This window comes from Chlamydiales bacterium, assembly GCA_016185065.1.
Taxonomy (GTDB): Bacteria; Chlamydiota; Chlamydiia; order Chlamydiales; family Rhabdochlamydiaceae.
On record JACPOL010000008.1, the window covers coordinates 63,745 to 78,117 of the forward strand.

16 protein-coding genes are annotated in these 14,373 nt (G+C 48.6%); 11 read left to right on the forward strand and 5 right to left on the reverse strand.

All coding sequences use genetic code 11. From position 1 onward, the window contains the following. The first annotated feature begins 42 nt into the window (after nt 1-42). A complete protein-coding gene (trxB, locus tag HYX48_04250) occupies nt 43-996 on the forward strand; it encodes a thioredoxin-disulfide reductase (protein MBI2743109.1) in 954 nt (317 codons plus the stop codon). Continuing rightward, nucleotides 996-1,811: a hypothetical protein gene (locus HYX48_04255; protein MBI2743110.1), complete on the forward strand. Its 816-nt coding sequence runs from the start codon at nt 996-998 to the stop codon at nt 1,809-1,811. Before trxB ends, HYX48_04255 begins: the two co-directional genes overlap by 1 nt. Before the next feature lie 140 nt (nt 1,812-1,951). Here the strand turns inward: HYX48_04255 and HYX48_04260 are convergent, their stop codons facing one another. Together HYX48_04260 and HYX48_04265 are read right to left on the reverse strand one after the other, a co-directional pair. Further along, on the reverse strand, nt 1,952-2,338 hold the full coding sequence (locus tag HYX48_04260) for a holo-ACP synthase (GenBank protein ID MBI2743111.1): 387 nt from the start codon (nt 2,336-2,338) through the stop codon (nt 1,952-1,954). After that, entirely contained in the window at nt 2,331-3,401 is a 1,071-nt protein-coding gene (locus tag HYX48_04265) for a hypothetical protein (GenBank protein ID MBI2743112.1), read from the reverse strand. Before HYX48_04265 ends, HYX48_04260 begins: the two co-directional genes overlap by 8 nt. Before the next feature lie 78 nt (nt 3,402-3,479). Between HYX48_04265 and HYX48_04270 the strand changes: the two genes are divergently transcribed. Continuing rightward, nucleotides 3,480-3,974: a hypothetical protein gene (locus HYX48_04270; GenBank protein MBI2743113.1), complete on the forward strand. Its 495-nt coding sequence runs from the start codon at nt 3,480-3,482 to the stop codon at nt 3,972-3,974. A gap of 220 nt (nt 3,975-4,194) precedes the next feature. Here HYX48_04270 and HYX48_04275 read toward each other — a convergent pair whose 3' ends face one another. Further along, nucleotides 4,195-4,620: a 23S rRNA (pseudouridine(1915)-N(3))-methyltransferase RlmH gene (locus HYX48_04275; protein MBI2743114.1), complete on the reverse strand. Its 426-nt coding sequence runs from the start codon at nt 4,618-4,620 to the stop codon at nt 4,195-4,197. Between the two features lie 14 nt (nt 4,621-4,634). Between HYX48_04275 and lgt the strand changes: the two genes are divergently transcribed. From lgt to HYX48_04290, 3 genes are all read left to right on the forward strand, one after another. After that, nucleotides 4,635-5,462 carry a prolipoprotein diacylglyceryl transferase gene (gene lgt, locus HYX48_04280; GenBank protein ID MBI2743115.1) on the forward strand — a complete coding sequence of 276 codons (828 nt, stop codon included), beginning with the start codon at nt 4,635-4,637 and terminating at the stop codon, nt 5,460-5,462. A gap of 67 nt (nt 5,463-5,529) precedes the next feature. Beyond that, nucleotides 5,530-6,147 (forward strand): hypothetical protein, encoded by a 618-nt coding sequence (locus tag HYX48_04285; protein MBI2743116.1) that lies wholly within the window; start codon nt 5,530-5,532, stop codon nt 6,145-6,147. Between the two features lie 12 nt (nt 6,148-6,159). Further along, complete coding sequence (locus HYX48_04290) at nt 6,160-7,836, forward strand: hypothetical protein (protein MBI2743117.1); 1,677 nt, start codon at nt 6,160-6,162, stop codon at nt 7,834-7,836. Here the strand turns inward: HYX48_04290 and HYX48_04295 are convergent, their stop codons facing one another. Further along, on the reverse strand, nt 7,837-8,220 hold the full coding sequence (locus HYX48_04295) for a hypothetical protein (protein MBI2743118.1): 384 nt from the start codon (nt 8,218-8,220) through the stop codon (nt 7,837-7,839). Nucleotides 8,221-8,529: 309 nt separating this feature from the next. Here HYX48_04295 and ssb point away from each other — a divergent pair, with 309 nt between their 5' ends. The 4 genes from ssb to HYX48_04315 are packed head-to-tail and all read left to right on the forward strand — an operon-like array spanning nt 8,530 to nt 12,436. After that, nucleotides 8,530-8,997, forward strand: a complete 468-nt coding sequence (gene ssb / locus HYX48_04300) for a single-stranded DNA-binding protein (protein ID MBI2743119.1) — start codon at nt 8,530-8,532, stop codon at nt 8,995-8,997. A gap of 9 nt (nt 8,998-9,006) precedes the next feature. Beyond that, nucleotides 9,007-10,488 (forward strand): leucyl aminopeptidase, encoded by a 1,482-nt coding sequence (locus tag HYX48_04305; GenBank protein MBI2743120.1) that lies wholly within the window; start codon nt 9,007-9,009, stop codon nt 10,486-10,488. A gap of 8 nt (nt 10,489-10,496) precedes the next feature. Further along, entirely contained in the window at nt 10,497-11,375 is an 879-nt protein-coding gene (locus HYX48_04310; protein MBI2743121.1) for an RluA family pseudouridine synthase, read from the forward strand. Then, a complete protein-coding gene (locus tag HYX48_04315; GenBank protein MBI2743122.1) occupies nt 11,372-12,436 on the forward strand; it encodes a glycosyltransferase family 9 protein in 1,065 nt (354 codons plus the stop codon). Before HYX48_04310 ends, HYX48_04315 begins: the two co-directional genes overlap by 4 nt. A gap of 84 nt (nt 12,437-12,520) precedes the next feature. Here the strand turns inward: HYX48_04315 and HYX48_04320 are convergent, their stop codons facing one another. Further along, nucleotides 12,521-13,636: an AAA family ATPase gene (locus HYX48_04320; protein ID MBI2743123.1), complete on the reverse strand. Its 1,116-nt coding sequence runs from the start codon at nt 13,634-13,636 to the stop codon at nt 12,521-12,523. Between the two features lie 70 nt (nt 13,637-13,706). Between HYX48_04320 and HYX48_04325 the strand changes: the two genes are divergently transcribed. Next, nucleotides 13,707-14,354: a MazG family protein gene (locus HYX48_04325; protein ID MBI2743124.1), complete on the forward strand. Its 648-nt coding sequence runs from the start codon at nt 13,707-13,709 to the stop codon at nt 14,352-14,354. Nucleotides 14,355-14,373: the final 19 nt, after the last annotated feature.

Here is a 14,373-nt window from a genome sequence, read left to right on the forward strand (position 1 = left end):
ATGCAAATCCGTGTAAAAAAATCACATTTACTGGAGATTAGGATGGAGAAGAGAAAAGTAGTCATCATCGGCTCGGGCCCGGCGGCGTATACCGCTGCCATTTATGCAGCTCGAGCAAACCTCGCACCGCTGGTTTATGAGGGCTTTTATGCGGGCCCAGCTGGTGGCCAGCTCATGACAACCACAGAAGTAGAAAACTATCCAGGATTCCCTGAAGGAATTACTGGGCCTGAGCTCATGGATAAGTTTCGCCGCCAGGCGGAGCGCTTTGGAACCGCGATCATCACAGAAGATGTGGTGAGCGTCGATATGAAGAGCCGTCCCTTTATTGTGAAGGGAAGTCCTACAACTGTTCAAGCAGACGCGATCATCATCGCAACTGGTGCGATGGCCTGCCGCCTCGATGTTCCTGGCACTAAAGATGGCGAGTTCTGGCAGAAGGGTGTCACCGCCTGTGCTGTCTGCGATGGTGCCATGCCAATCTTTCGCAATCGAGAGCTCTATGTGATCGGGGGAGGGGATAGCGCCGTAGAAGAGGCTGTTTTTCTCACTAAATTTGGAAGTAAAGTTTATCTCGTCCACCGAAGAGACCACTTAAGAGCTTCTAAGATCATGGCAGAGCGCGCCCTCCGCCATCCCAAAGTCGAGATCCTCTGGAACCATGTTCTACTGCGCGTTGAAGGCGATGATGTTGTTAAAAGCGTCACCCTTCAAGACGTTAAGACTAATGAAGAGAAGAAGCGGGACGCTGGCGGCGTCTTTTTCGCTATTGGTCATGAACCTAATACAAAATTTTTAAATGGCCAAGTTGAACTAGCAGAGAAGGGCTACATAAAAGTAACAGCTGGCACAACGCGTACAAGTGTCGAAGGAGTATTTGCTGCAGGAGATGTTCAGGATCCCACTTACAGGCAGGCGGTATCCGCTGCCGGCTCTGGCTGCATGGCTGCACTTGATGCAGAGCGCTGGCTCTCAGCTAAGGGTCTCATCGACTGATGCGAAAGAGCCTTCTTCTTCTCTCAATTCTGCTTCCCCAAGCGCTCACAGCGCTGCCCAAAAAGCCTTGGCTTGGGAATGTGTATGAATTTTTTCTAGATACTAGCTACACCTTCAGCTTCTATAGAAGAGTAGCAAATGGTGAGCCTGGGACTCACCACTCTTCGAATGACAACCAGTTTTTTGTAGGATTAGGCTTTACTCCATCTGAGTATTACGACCTAGCAGTAGAGGCTGAAGTCTCCGACACTACTAGACAGTCCTGGAATGTGCGCAGCGCAGCTATCCAAGGCCGGTATCTCTGGTTAGATGATATCCTCGGAGACCCCTTAAGTCTTACAACAGGCGTCTCGATTCGGGGAGTTCACCATAGCAGTTTGAAAGACATTAGCTGTCCCTATTCGGGCGAAGCCAACTTTGAGCTTAACATGAGCCTCGGAAAAGAGTGGAGCCGTGGCCCCTTCTGGAATCTTCGCACTTTTGGATATGGAGCTGTTGGCATCGCCAACCGAGGATCTCCATGGACGCAGTTTCTGGCTGTACTCGAGACCAACCACCTAGACAAGTACCGCTTTAATCTGTTTGCTCGAGGGGATTTTGGTTTTGGGAATAAGAACTTCGTCAATGTGAACCACTTTTTGGGATATGGTTCGATCCACCACCAGTCTGTAGATATCGGCGCTGGATACCGACGGATGTTTGATCTCTGGGGTTCTCTAACCTTCGAATACGCGCACCGCGTCTATGCCCACGCCTATCCACAAGGCACTAACTTCTTCACTCTCTGGTACCACCTTCCCTTCTCCCTCTTCTAAGAGTCTCTTTTTTGGAGTGCGGCGACTCGGCGCCGCTTTTCTTAAAATCGACTTGTCGATTTTTCTTTGAAGGGAGAGATCGCCAAGTCGATCTCAAGAAAAGCGGCGCCGAGTCGCCGCACTCCAAAAAAGAGGATTCTCTAGTGGGTCCAGATGGCGACTGCGGTGACGTAGAGTTTGCAGTGGCTGATAGAGAGGTGAATTTGTGGATCGTTAAATGTTTTTTTTGCCCGCGCAGAAAAGAAGACCTGCGGCCTTCCCTTTTCGTTGTTGATGATCTCGATGTCCTGCCAAGAGAGGTGCTCGCCGATACCCACTCCAAGAGCTTTAGAGATCGCCTCCTTTGCGGAGAATCTAGCAGCGAAATTGGGTGCAGGGGCTTGGTGCTTTAAACAGTAGGCCCGCTCCTTTTCTGTAAAAACGCGCTCCAGGAAGCGACTTCCATGCTCGCTGATGCTTTCGCTGATCCGCTCGATCTCGACGATGTCGTTTCCAATGCCCAATATCGAAGAGTGTTTTTCACTCATCTTCGCCCTCGCCTTCCATGCCTTCAGATGTCTCAAGATCCATTGCGTTGCAGAAGATCATTCTGCCTGCACTCGTGTGCTTAACAGATAACACGCGCGCTTCAATCAACTCGCCCAAGTATTTTCCGCCGCCATTAACCACGACCATCGTGCCGTCTTCGAGATATCCAACACCCTGTTGAGGCTCTTTTCCATAGCGCTGAATCTTGATCTTGATGAACTCGCCAGCTTGCATCAGCGGTTTAAGCGCATTGGATAGAACATGCAGGTTGACCACTCTCACTCCATCCAAAGATGCGATTTGCATCCGACTCACATCAGCAGAGAGAATGTTAGAATCTAAAAGTCGAGCTAAGCGCACAAGTTTTGACGAGATCTCTTTTACTTCTGGAAAGTCGGTATCATTGTAGCGCATCTCTAAAGTAGGGATCGCTTCAAGTTTTTTTAGGACATCGAGAGAGCGTCTCGCCTTTAGCTTTGTAATCTCATCTCCGGTTTCCGACTGCGCATATAGCTCTTTAACAACGAAGCGAGGAAAGACCAGCTGATGATCAAAGATGCCGCTTGCGCAGAGGTCTATGACGCGTGCATCAGCTAAGATCGACTGGTCGACCAGTAGATCCTTCTTCTTCTGAATCGAAGGAGCAAATTTCACAAATGGGATGCTGACATAGAGCTCATCAGAGGCGCGAAGCGTCATGATCGCACCAAGGTAGGTGCCAAAAAGAAAGAGAGCGATCTTGATGATCTCTAGAGTTTGAGGCTGGAGAGTGACGGAAATAGAGCTAATATCTAGAACCGCATCGAACGTTAGCACTAGCGCTTGCCCCATCAGGTAACCGATAAAGATACCGATGATCGCCACGTTGAAAGCGCGCAGATTAAAGCGCCTGAAAAGATTATCGAAACCCACCAGCAGAAAGCCAAAGAGCAGTCCGATGACTACTCCAATGGTAGCGTTCATGCCCGTCTTTCCAGCTGGAGAGGAGAGCATAAATGTGGTCATGAAGAAGACGCTGAGGATCATGAAGAGAATTCTTAAGAATGCGAGAGAGATGTTCATCTTTTACTCCAAAATTATTATATAATGATCTAGACTGAGTCTAGTGAGTCAAATATTTTTTGTCTAAGGAAGAATCAAATGAATTTTACACCTGTAATTGCGATCGTAGCATCTGGAATTCTCTGGCTTGTAGGCGGATTGTTCCTTCTAATCAAAGGCCTTAATCTCGTCGTCCTCGCCGTAAACCCAGAGTATTTCGGAGCGCACGCTGCGCTGGTTCCCTATCTCTCGACTCTTGTGGGAGGAAAAGAGCAGGCAGCTCTTCTCGTGATCACATTTGGGCTTCTGATTGGGCTTTTTAAAGGACGTGTTGTGCTCGCTAAGTCTGTAAAGAGAGTGGTTGCGCGTATTCTGTCGCTCCCACTGCCGATCAAAATCCAGCAGATCTACTCTTGGAAGTATGTCGCGCTCATCGGTTCAATGGTAGGCCTTGGCGTTGCCATTCGCTGGATGCAGCTACCAGTTGATCTGCACGGCCTAATCGACGTCGCAATCGGTTCATCTCTTGTGAACGGCTCGATGATCTACTTCAGACTCGCCGTCTTCTCCAAAGAGAGCCAACCCAAACTCTAACACTACACTCTTTCGCGTCTGCGAAAGAGTGTAGGCCCGCCAGGGAAAGTGGACAGCAATGGACTAGAAATGGACAGGAAACGGACGAAAATGGACAGGCGGGCAAGAAAGAGGAAATAGAGAATTTCTTTCTTCAGCGCGCGTCCTTTCTTTGTCCATTCTCGTCCGTTTCCTGTCCATTCCTTGTCCATTTTTTCTTCTATGCGCGCTCTTCTTTTTCTTACTTGTGGTAGGGGGAGCCGCGGTTGATTTCGAAGGCGCGGTAGACCTGTTCGAGGAGAATGATGCGAGTAAGCTGGTGGGTGAAGGTGAGGGGAGAGAAGCTGATGAGCGACTTGGCTTGTCTTTTGATTTGAGGGGGAAGACCTTCTGCACCGCCGATAACAAGAGAGAGGCGGCTTCCGCCGTCTGTTAGGCTCTGGATCAGCCACTTTGAAAAAACTTCGCTGGTCATGAGTTTGCCTTTTGGGTCGAGGCAGATAAAGCCGCTCTCTTTTTCAATAAGACGGATGAGCCCCTCATCATCTTTTGCAAGGAGCCACTCGATGGAGCAGGTGGACTTCAGGCGATGGGTGTACTCTTGGAGCGCCTCCTCAAGCCAGCTCTCTTTGTTTTTTCCGATAGTGAAAATTTTGATGCGATACATTAGTCTAGGAACCTATGAGTTATATCTTCTGGGATCCTTCTAGGGCGATCTTTGACTTTCCCCTTCCTCTGATAGGAAGGCCTATTCTCTGGTATGGATTCTTTTTTGCATTAGGTTTTTTTCTCGGCTATTGGATCCTGCTCTACGTCCTCAAGCGGATTCTTTCAGATCCCTTAAAGATCAAAATGGTTGCCGACCGGATTACGATATACGTCGTTGTAGGAACGGTTGTTGGGGCAAGACTCGGAGACCTTCTCTTTTACCAAGACCTCTCTCAATATGCGCACGACCCTTTGGGCGCGCTAAGAGTTTGGGAGGGGGGCCTCGCCAGCCATGGAGGTGCGATCGGCATCATGATCGCGCTCTACCTCCTTTCTAGACGCGCCAAAAAAGGTCTACCGAAATTCTCCTGGCTTTCTCTTCTCGACATTGTTGTGATTCCCACAGCTTTCGTAGCTAGTTTCATCCGCATAGGCAACTTCTTTAACCAGGAGATTCTGGGCCGCGTCACAACGCTTCCATGGGCTGTAATCTTTGGACATCCAGCGGATGGGAGTTATCCCGCTCCGAGGCATCCCGTACAGCTCTACGAGTCGCTAGCCTACCTTCTCATTTTTGTAGTGTTAATCACTCTCTGGAGGGGCTATCCCGCCTGGAGAAGAACAGGAAAGATGTGCGGCCTCTTCCTGCTTCTCGTCTTCAGCTTTCGTTTTTTCGTTGAATTTCTCAAGGAGGAGCAGAGCCTACTCCTCTCTGCCAGCGCCCCGCTTCAGATGGGACAGCTGCTGAGCCTTCCCTTCATCTTATTGGGCACCTACTTTCTTTTGAGACAAGACAAGTAAAAATTTCTTTCCTGTTTTCTCTCTTTCAGTCTATAAAGTTCCGTTTTTCTAACTTCAGGAGACAAGAATGAGTACATATACTGCTTCACTACAACTGCCGCTGCCTACACCCAGTTTAGAACAATGGATTAGCGATGCTGAATACTATCTAACCGACTGGGCCCAATATCCTGTAATTGGAACTCCAGCTGGAGCTCTTCAAGCAGTTATGGGGGCCGTTCAGCTTGTTGCAGCTGTCGCTCTTGCGATTCTGCTAGTGTTGCCTTCATGCATAAGTGAAGACGCAAGAGCCCTCTTCCTGCGCTCCATTTCGCACATTGTCCATGGAGCAGGAAACATCATCTGCGGTGCGCTACAGTCCATACCCTTTGTTGCTCTTCTTTTAAATCTGCTCCGCCCTTCGTATGCTGTTGTTGATAAAGGAGAGGCGGGTGAGTATAGATGTTATGTCGTGCCGAGTGCGATACCTCCGGATCAGGCTCTTAAACTGGAATGGGCATTTCATACAGGGCAAGAAGGAAAGTTTGTTGGATATGCTCACATCGCTGCAGCCGATAGCTATGTGCGTCTTGGTCGCGAATGCTTTTTGGGACGGCTTCACTGGCACCTTCCTTTGCAAGTCAGAAACATGGGACACAATCTGGATGATGCGAATTTCCAAAAGTCCACCTACCTCTTCGTATAGGGAAATAACATTATGGCTACAGGGGCGGCTTCTGCCGCAGGCAAATACTTCTATGCGACGCACGACCCATTGGGGCAGGTTCTAAAGATAGAGCTTACCGATGAGAAGCGGCAGTCTGCAATAGACTTTTTGAGCTCTGTTAGGTCTCACTTGTCTGATGCGAAGCAGGTGGTGCTCGCCGCAGACGGTAGGCCTCTGAAGGAGATCGTCACTGCTGTGGTTGCAGGATATGAGGCGAAGCGGGGGTGTCTTCAACGGATCTGGGAGTGCTTCCTACGCATTTTAGGTTTTCAAACAGATCTCGATCTCCTCGTAGAGACTTCGACAGAAATTAGAGTTGCATCGGTTGGAAGAGGCTACCAGCCAGCCTTCTTTATCCCGCAACTAAAGACTATCATCGATTTTTTGAAAGAGATTCCCGAGATCCTTGCAGACTATCGTTTCACCAAGCAAAAAGGGATCCAGCCTCCCTTTGCTTATTCCAATCCCCAAGATCCCTCTCAGCCGAGAAGTCTAGATGCTCTTTCTGTACAGCGGTGCCTCACTCTTGCAGAAGAACTCCATCCTTTTTTTCAAATCTGCAGAGAGAGCACATCTCAAGAACATTTGGAGAAGAAGGGGCCGGAGCGGAAGGATCCGTCTCCAATTGGTTCAGAGAAAGAGAAGGTGGAGAGTGTAGTTCACTCCTTCAATCAGATTTTCATGATAGCTGCAGTGATCGCGCTAGATAATGGTGATGTCTTAGGGGCTGCCCGCTACCTCTCGAAGACGAGCTATCGTTCCGATCAAGAGAATCCAAAACTCGTTTCAAGGGTGGTGGAGGAGTGTCTTAAACGAGGGGAGATCCTCGCAGCTCATAAAGCAACCTCTTGTATGAAGCCAGAAGAAAGAGTTGAGGTGGAGCGTGCTATAGCAGTCGCTGGTCTGAAAAAAGAGCACTTCACAAACGACGACTTCCAGGCCTTAAAACTCATTGCCACCTCGCCTACATTTTCCAATGACGATAGATTTGTTAAGGATTTCATAGATGCATGTATTCGGCAAGGACACAGCTACCCCTTTAAAGCTTTCATGGCGCTCGGTAAGCACGCACCTATTAGTCGGGCTGTGGATGTGGCACAAGTCTACATTAAACCGGGAAGGTCAAAGGTTACAGAAGCTGAACAGATCGCCCTAATGGTTAGTGGCGAAACTCGGGGTAATATTTTTGTCCTGCTTGCTTCCCATTACATAGAAAGTGATCAGTTTGAAAAGGCTATACAAGCACTATGTAATCCGGAAGTTGATCTAACATCCAGAAATGAACTTTTGAGTCTTATCATTGGTAAATATATTCACAAAAAGGAGTGGGGAAACGCACTTCAGACGCTCTGCTGCTGCATCTACGACCCAGAGAAAGATGAAGAGGGCTGCGGCGAAGTTTTTAAGATGGCAGGGGTAATTTACGACCACTACATTCATCTGAAAGATTTTCCAAATGCGTTAAGAGCAATTTTGAATAATCACTCAGATTTTTTTAAGATGGCGAATAAGATCTTTCTTGAGACCTGCTTAATTCCCCCATTCAAAATTGCATTTGCAGCCATAGAGCGTATGCCTGAAAAAGAGCATAATGGCAGGCTCATGACATTGGGAGACCGTATGCTACACACCCTCTCTGAAAAAGGGAGTGAAAGGAAGAAAAACTAACTAATTTCCTGCGTAGGCGATGCAGGAGATCTCGATGAGAGCATCCATCGGCAGTCTTGCGACTTGGAAGGCCTGTCTTGCCGGTTTGATCTCGTGGGGGAATTTTTCAGCATAGATCGCATTCATCGCTTTAAAGTCTTGAAGATCTTTCATAAAGACCTCACTCTTCACCACATGTCTCCAGCCGAGACCTGCAGCCTTTAAAATGGCTTCGAGATTGTCGAGAACCTGACGAGTCTGTGCTTCAATGTTCGGTGCAGCGAGCTGGCCGCTTTCGGGAATGAGGGGAATCTGGCCAGAAATAAAGAGAAAGTCTCCCGCTCGAACTGCGTGTGAGTAGGGGCCAATCGCTTTCGGAGCATTCTCAGCTTCAATTTTCTTCATGCCTACAAACCTATCAAATAAAGAACAATAGAATCAAACTCTTATTGACCGAATGAAGAGAGGTTCTTTTTTGGAGTGCGGCGACTCGGCGCCGCTTTTCTCGAGAGCGACCTGGCGATCTCTCTTAATTTTAAGCAAAGCTGACAAGAAGCGTTCTTGCTAGAAAAAAATCGACAAGTCGATTTTAAGAAAAGCGGCGCCGAGTCGCCGCACTCCAAAAAAGAGATTCTTTGCGTTATCTTGCGGCTGGCTGGCAATTCCGATTTCGCATATGATTATCTTTTTGAGCATCAAATACGGAGAAAGGCGATGAACCAGATTACGATTGCAGGCCATTTAGGGGCAGATCCAGAAGTGCGTTTTACCTCTTCAGGACAAAAGGTCACCACCATTCGCGTGGCGGCAAGAGCTCGCAGAGGCTCTAAAGATGAGACGATCTGGTGGCGCGTGACAGTGTGGGGCGAGCAGTTTGACAAGATGATCGGCTATTTTAAAAAAGGAAGCCCTATCATCGTACTCGGAGAACTCAACAAGCCAGAGATCTTTACAGATCGCGACGGACGTCCTCAAGTCTCCATGAATATTACAGCATTAAACTTGATGTTTAGCCCATTCGGCAAGCCGGATAGTGCAAATGCATCCGGTTCTAGAGAACCCTCCAATGAGATGGCTTATGCTGGAAATGCAGGTAGCGGAAGCGGCGGCGGTAGCGAGCAGGGCTCATACGGCCAAGGCAAAGAGGATAGCTCCTTTATCGAAGACGAAATCCCTTTTTAAGGAGAGACCATGCGTTTAACTGTGGCAGCTTCGGCTAGCGCGAGAAAGAAAGCGGACATTCTAATTCTTCCCTTTTGGGAAGTGAAAAAGAAAGCGATCCCAGCGTTTAAAGATCGTCAATTTGCAAATCTTGCAGCGCTTCCTATTGGAACGGGGGATTTTCATGGGAAAGAGCGCGAGACGCTTCTTCTCTATCCTGCACGTGGAACAGAGAAGAGAGTTCTGCTGCTCGGCCTTGGAAATGAGAAGGCGCTTACAGAAGAGTTGTTAAGGCGCGCCTATGCCACAGTGATAAAGGCGTGCAGACGCAAAAAGTATAAGAGCTTGAATATCGTTCTTCCCGAAGTGAAGATGGATGAAGCTCTTCTCGTTCATGCGGTGAGCGAAGGGCTTATTCTTGCAAACTACAAGTTCGATCTCTACCTGCAGTCTGAAAAGAGCGATCCCAAAGATCCTCCTGTTGAGAGCTGCTGCCTAATTGGAGCGGATAAGAGCCAAGCTAAGCAGATCGAGAAGGTGGAGGTGGTCACTTCTGCGGTTCAGCTGACGCGCGATCTCGTGAACGCAAATGCGGATCAGATCAATGCGCAGATGCTCGCTGAAACAGCCAAGCAGATTGCCAAAGATTTCAAGAGCGTAAAGACTACAGTTCTAGGCAAGAAAGAGCTTGAGAAAGAGAAGATGGGCCTCCTGTTGGCCGTCAATCGTGGAGCTGCCCAGGATCCAGCCCTCATTCTCATCGAATATCGCGGAGATCCCAAGTCGAAAGATCTCACTGCAATTGTCGGAAAGGGGATTAGCTTTGACACGGGCGGTCTCAATTTAAAACCGACAGGAAGCATCGAGACCATGAAAGACGACATGTCTGGTGCCGCTGCCGTGATTGGAACGCTGCGCGCAGCCGCGGAGCTCGGGATAAAACGCAACATCATCGGTGTTATTGCAGCAGCTGAAAATGCGATGGGACCTCACAGCTTCAAACCCGGAGATGTCTATTATAGCCATAGCGGAAAGAGCGTCGAGATCTCGAACACAGATGCAGAGGGAAGACTCGTTCTTGCAGACGCATTCTCCTATGTGCAGAGCAAATACCCTGTTACCCGTCTAATCGATCTTGCAACTCTCACAGGGGCGATCGTTGTTTCTCTGGGTGAGGAGCTCACGGGTCTCTTCAGTAACAATGATCGTTTAGCTGAAGGCCTCATGAAGGCAGGTGAGAAGACTTTTGAAAGACTCTGGCGCATGCCGATCTACCCAGAATACAGAGACGCTCTCAAGTCTCCTATTGCCGATATGAAGAACTCCGGAGGACGCAAGGGAGGCTCGATCACAGCTGCCCTCTTCCTTAAAGAGTTCATTAAAGGCGACCTTCCTTGGGCGCATTTAGACATTGCTGGCACTGCCTACCTCTCTGAACTCAACAAGCCCTACCACCCGCTGAACGGCACTGGGGTGGGTGTGAGACTTCTGATCGAATTCCTTGAGCAATAGGCTCTCTTATGAAGTGGCGCGTCACATCTAAAGAAGCGGGCATGAAACTGCTCGCTTTTCTTCGAGAGAAGGATCGAGGCGTTCACTCTGTAAAGCTTCTAAAGAAAGCGATCGATGAGAAGCGCTGTAGCGTAAATAAGAAAGTTGAGCGTTTTGCCTCTTACACTCTCGTTGAAAAAGATCTCATCGAGCTCGACCTTAGCGAGGTGACTACACTCTCTGCTCCTCAAACTCTCTCCTGTCCCATTCTATTCGAAGATGAGCACCTTCTGGTTGTCGACAAGCCCGCAGGACTCATCAGCGAAGATGATCGCCTGAATGCACTCCTTCCTCAATATAAGGGCGGCCTGCTGCTGATTCATCGACTCGATAAAGAGACCTCTGGAGCTCTTATGCTAGCGAAGTCGGCCGCCGTTAAAGAGGCGTTCATTGCACTCTTTCGAAAAAAAGAGGTGGTTAAGATCTATCTTGCGCTTGTGGATGGAAGGTTCGAGAGAAAAGAGGGGAAGATCGAAAACTACCTTGTTAAAAAGGGTAGCTTTGCAGGGCAGACCATCTGGGGAACCTCTCCAAAGGGGCTTAAGCATGAGCTTGCCATTACCTTCTGGAAGCGAGAGAAGATGGGCTCTCAGGCGACCCTTCTTGTCTGCCAACCTATCACGGGAAAGACGCACCAGCTGCGCGTCCATTTAAGCGCGATCGGGCACCCGATTTTAGGCGACTTTCAATATGAGAAAAAATTTACTTGTTCTTTGAAGCCGAGACGCCACCTCCTGCACGCCTACCTCTTGCGCTTTACCCATCCCTTCACCCAGAAAGAGGTTGAGATAAAGGCCCCTCTCCCTCAAGATTTTCTGGATGCTGTTAAAACGTTAAAACTCGTATGAGATCGATCCTAATTGTTAAAACCTCGTCCATAGGTGACGTCATTCATACGTTTGATGTTCTGGCCTACTTGCGCTCCAAGTTCCCCGCTGCGCGCATCGACTGGGTTGTCGAGAAGAGCTGCGCGGGGCTTGTCGAAGCGCATCCTCAGATCGACCAGGTCCTGCAAGTGGATACACGCAGGTGGAGAAGGGGAGCTTCTGGCAGTGGCAAGGAGATCTCTTCTTTTTTGAAAAAGCTCAGAGAGGAGCAGTACGATCTTCTCATCGATCTTCAAGGCAATAGTAAATCTGCTCTTATTACGTTTTTAGCAAGAGCGCAAGAAAAGGTGGGCTTCGAATGGAAGAGTCTTCCCGAAAAACCCAACTGGTTTGCGTTAAATAGGCGCTACTCTGCCCCGATCGAGATGGGGGTGCGAAGACGCAATCTTCATATCGCGCAAGCCCACTTTAAAGACCAGGGCTGTTTCTCTTCTAAACCTGTAGAGCTAAAAACCAGTGGAAGCGAAAAGATTAGATTGGAAGAGATCCTCTCTCTCAAGGCCCTTTTACGACCATCTCGACTCATGATCTGTCCTGGATCAAAGTGGAAGAATAAGCAGCTAACAGAAGAGACCCTCACTAAGCTGGTCAAAAAAATCGGCGAGAACTTCTCTCTCTCATTTATTTTTATCTGGTCAAACCCCGAAGAAAAAAGCATCGCGGATCTTCTTGCAGGGCTCTTTCCAGAAAGAAGCGCAAGTATCGGTGATCTTAGTCTAAATCTCTGGCAGGCGCTGATGGGAAGAATCTCAGGTGTTGTCGCTGTGGACTCAGCGGCCCTGCATCTATGCGGCACCTCTAAAACTCCCAGCTTTAGCATATTTGGACCCTCTTCCTCTGACTATTATAAGCCAGAAGGGGAGAGGCACGCCTCCTTTCAGGGCAGCTGCCCTTATGGACGCACATTTTCCAAGCGGTGTCCAATTCTTCGCACCTGCCCTACTGGAGCTTGCATCCGCACTCTATCTGCAGACGCCCTCTATTCAAGCTTCTCTCTCTGGTGGAAATCCATCGGCAATTAAGATTCTACACAAAGAAAGATGAGAAGATCACCTTTCTCTGTGTCTCCGTGATCTCTGTGTAAATCTCTCTGTTTTTTAGCTGGACTAGTTGTGGATGGTGTCGAGGAGGCGATTGAAGTCGATGTGAGATTCGACGACGGCGATCGCTTCTCTTACTTTCTGGGTATCTTCGTTGCGGATTTTCGCGGTGAAGGAGGTGATCATCTGCATGGCAGCATAGGTGGTAACAGGTGTGTAGAGCATCGGAATGCTGGCGCGTCTGATCTCTTCCACGAGAGCGGGGGCCGGAGGAATATCTCCAGTAAGAATCATTCCCGTTTCTAGATCATCGTGAGGAGAGGCCATCTTGATCTCCCAGTGCCTCTGCAAGGTTGCGCGAATAATATCTTCTCGTGCAGCTGGTGTGATAATCAGCTGGTTCTGTTCGATCAGGTCGCAATAGGTTTCGCTTGAGGCAGCGCCGATACGCGTCTGTCTGAAGTGGCGCATACGCGCCTCTTCACCGCTTAGTAGCTGCGTCTCGAAAAGCTGCTCGAAATCTTTCATCGAGGGATTTGAGAGAAAGGGATCGTAGGGGATGCATCCAAGAAGGGGGATATTCCATCTGCTAAGAGCTCGGCCCATGTAGGTGGTAATCATCTCGCGCTTATCTGGGAGAACCCTGTTTAAAATCACGCCAGCCACCCGTACTCCATGCTTCTCGCAAACGGCTCGATTTAGTGCGAGCTGATCGAATGAAGAGCCAACGCCGCCCGGAGCAACTAGAATAATAGGCAGTTTTAAAAGAGAGGCGACTTGAGCATTGTTCATGTTTACAATGGAGCCAACGCTGATGTGACCAGTTCCCTCTGCTAAGGTGAACTGGTTTTCTTGATCGATGTTTGCATAGGCTGCCTGAATCCGCTTGCTAAGCTCTTTCTCATCGATCTCTCCATCCAAAAAGTCGCGAGTAAAGCCGTGAGGAAGGAGAACAGGACTCATGTTTTCGTAAGCGGTTTTTAAGCCGAAGTGCTCTTTGAAAAGAACGACATCTTTATCCACGTGTCTTCCGCACGCTGTCTCCATCTGCTCCTGGCCTACAGGTTTGATAAAGCCGACGCTTTCAAAGCGTTTTTTAAGCCCAGAGAGGAGCCCTAGACAAGTTGTAGTCTTGCCCACATGCTGGCCGGTGGAAGCGACAAAAAAACCTTTTTTACCCATTTGATCTCTGTTATCCTTTTGCCCTCATAATAACAGAAATTCAGTTAAAAAACATGAGAGTAAAAATTTTATGGATGCTTTTGACGAGCTATTAAAGATTGCTGAAAAGCTAAATGGTCCTGATGGCTGTCCTTGGGATAGGACGCAAACCTTCTTTTCGCTTCAACCCTACCTTCTTGAGGAGGTCCATGAGGTAATAGAGGCTGTTGATAGCAAGGATGATGAGAAGACGATTGAGGAGCTAGGGGACCTCTTCTATACAGTTATTTTTTACTGCAAAGTCGCTCAAAAAGATAAAAAATTTTCTATACAAGATGTGATTAAAGCTGTCCAAGCCAAGCTCATCCACAGACACCCGCACGTTTTTGGGGATTTGAAGTTTGAGACTCCGCAAGAGGTGATGAAGGAGTGGGAGAAGAGGAAGTTGGTCGAGAAGGGACACAAAGATCGAAAGAGCGCAGTGGATGGGATTCCCGAGACGCTTCCCTTGATTGCACGCGCTCAAAAACTGATCAGCAAGATTCTGCGTAAGCACTCCGCTTTTTTCTCATCTGCAACACAGAAGCCAGAAACTCCAGAAGAGGAGATTTCTCAAGAACTCACACAGCTTCTCTGCAAAGCGCACAACAAGGGCGTTGATCTAGAAAGCGCGCTCAGACGAACGATTGCGCAACATGAAAAAGAGTTTCGAGCGTGGGAAAAAACTGCTGTTTTTTAATTTGAACCGTTCTTACACT

Coding starts and splice junctions, on each gene's coding strand:
- HYX48_04275 (MBI2743114.1), bottom strand. CDS start 4,620: ATGTATCGCATCAAAATTTTCACTATCGGAAAAAACAAAGAGAGCTGG.
- HYX48_04265 (MBI2743112.1), bottom strand. CDS start 3,401: ATGAACATCTCTCTCGCATTCTTAAGAATTCTCTTCATGATCCTCAGC.
- ssb (MBI2743119.1), top strand. CDS start 8,530: ATGAACCAGATTACGATTGCAGGCCATTTAGGGGCAGATCCAGAAGTG.
- HYX48_04270 (MBI2743113.1), top strand. CDS start 3,480: ATGAATTTTACACCTGTAATTGCGATCGTAGCATCTGGAATTCTCTGG.
- HYX48_04305 (MBI2743120.1), top strand. CDS start 9,007: ATGCGTTTAACTGTGGCAGCTTCGGCTAGCGCGAGAAAGAAAGCGGAC.
- HYX48_04290 (MBI2743117.1), top strand. CDS start 6,160: ATGGCTACAGGGGCGGCTTCTGCCGCAGGCAAATACTTCTATGCGACG.
- HYX48_04315 (MBI2743122.1), top strand. CDS start 11,372: ATGAGATCGATCCTAATTGTTAAAACCTCGTCCATAGGTGACGTCATT.
- HYX48_04285 (MBI2743116.1), top strand. CDS start 5,530: ATGAGTACATATACTGCTTCACTACAACTGCCGCTGCCTACACCCAGT.
- HYX48_04310 (MBI2743121.1), top strand. CDS start 10,497: ATGAAGTGGCGCGTCACATCTAAAGAAGCGGGCATGAAACTGCTCGCT.
- lgt (MBI2743115.1), top strand. CDS start 4,635: ATGAGTTATATCTTCTGGGATCCTTCTAGGGCGATCTTTGACTTTCCC.
- HYX48_04260 (MBI2743111.1), bottom strand. CDS start 2,338: ATGAGTGAAAAACACTCTTCGATATTGGGCATTGGAAACGACATCGTC.
- trxB (MBI2743109.1), top strand. CDS start 43: ATGGAGAAGAGAAAAGTAGTCATCATCGGCTCGGGCCCGGCGGCGTAT.
- HYX48_04325 (MBI2743124.1), top strand. CDS start 13,707: ATGGATGCTTTTGACGAGCTATTAAAGATTGCTGAAAAGCTAAATGGT.
- HYX48_04255 (MBI2743110.1), top strand. CDS start 996: ATGCGAAAGAGCCTTCTTCTTCTCTCAATTCTGCTTCCCCAAGCGCTC.
- HYX48_04295 (MBI2743118.1), bottom strand. CDS start 8,220: ATGAAGAAAATTGAAGCTGAGAATGCTCCGAAAGCGATTGGCCCCTAC.
- HYX48_04320 (MBI2743123.1), bottom strand. CDS start 13,636: ATGGGTAAAAAAGGTTTTTTTGTCGCTTCCACCGGCCAGCATGTGGGC.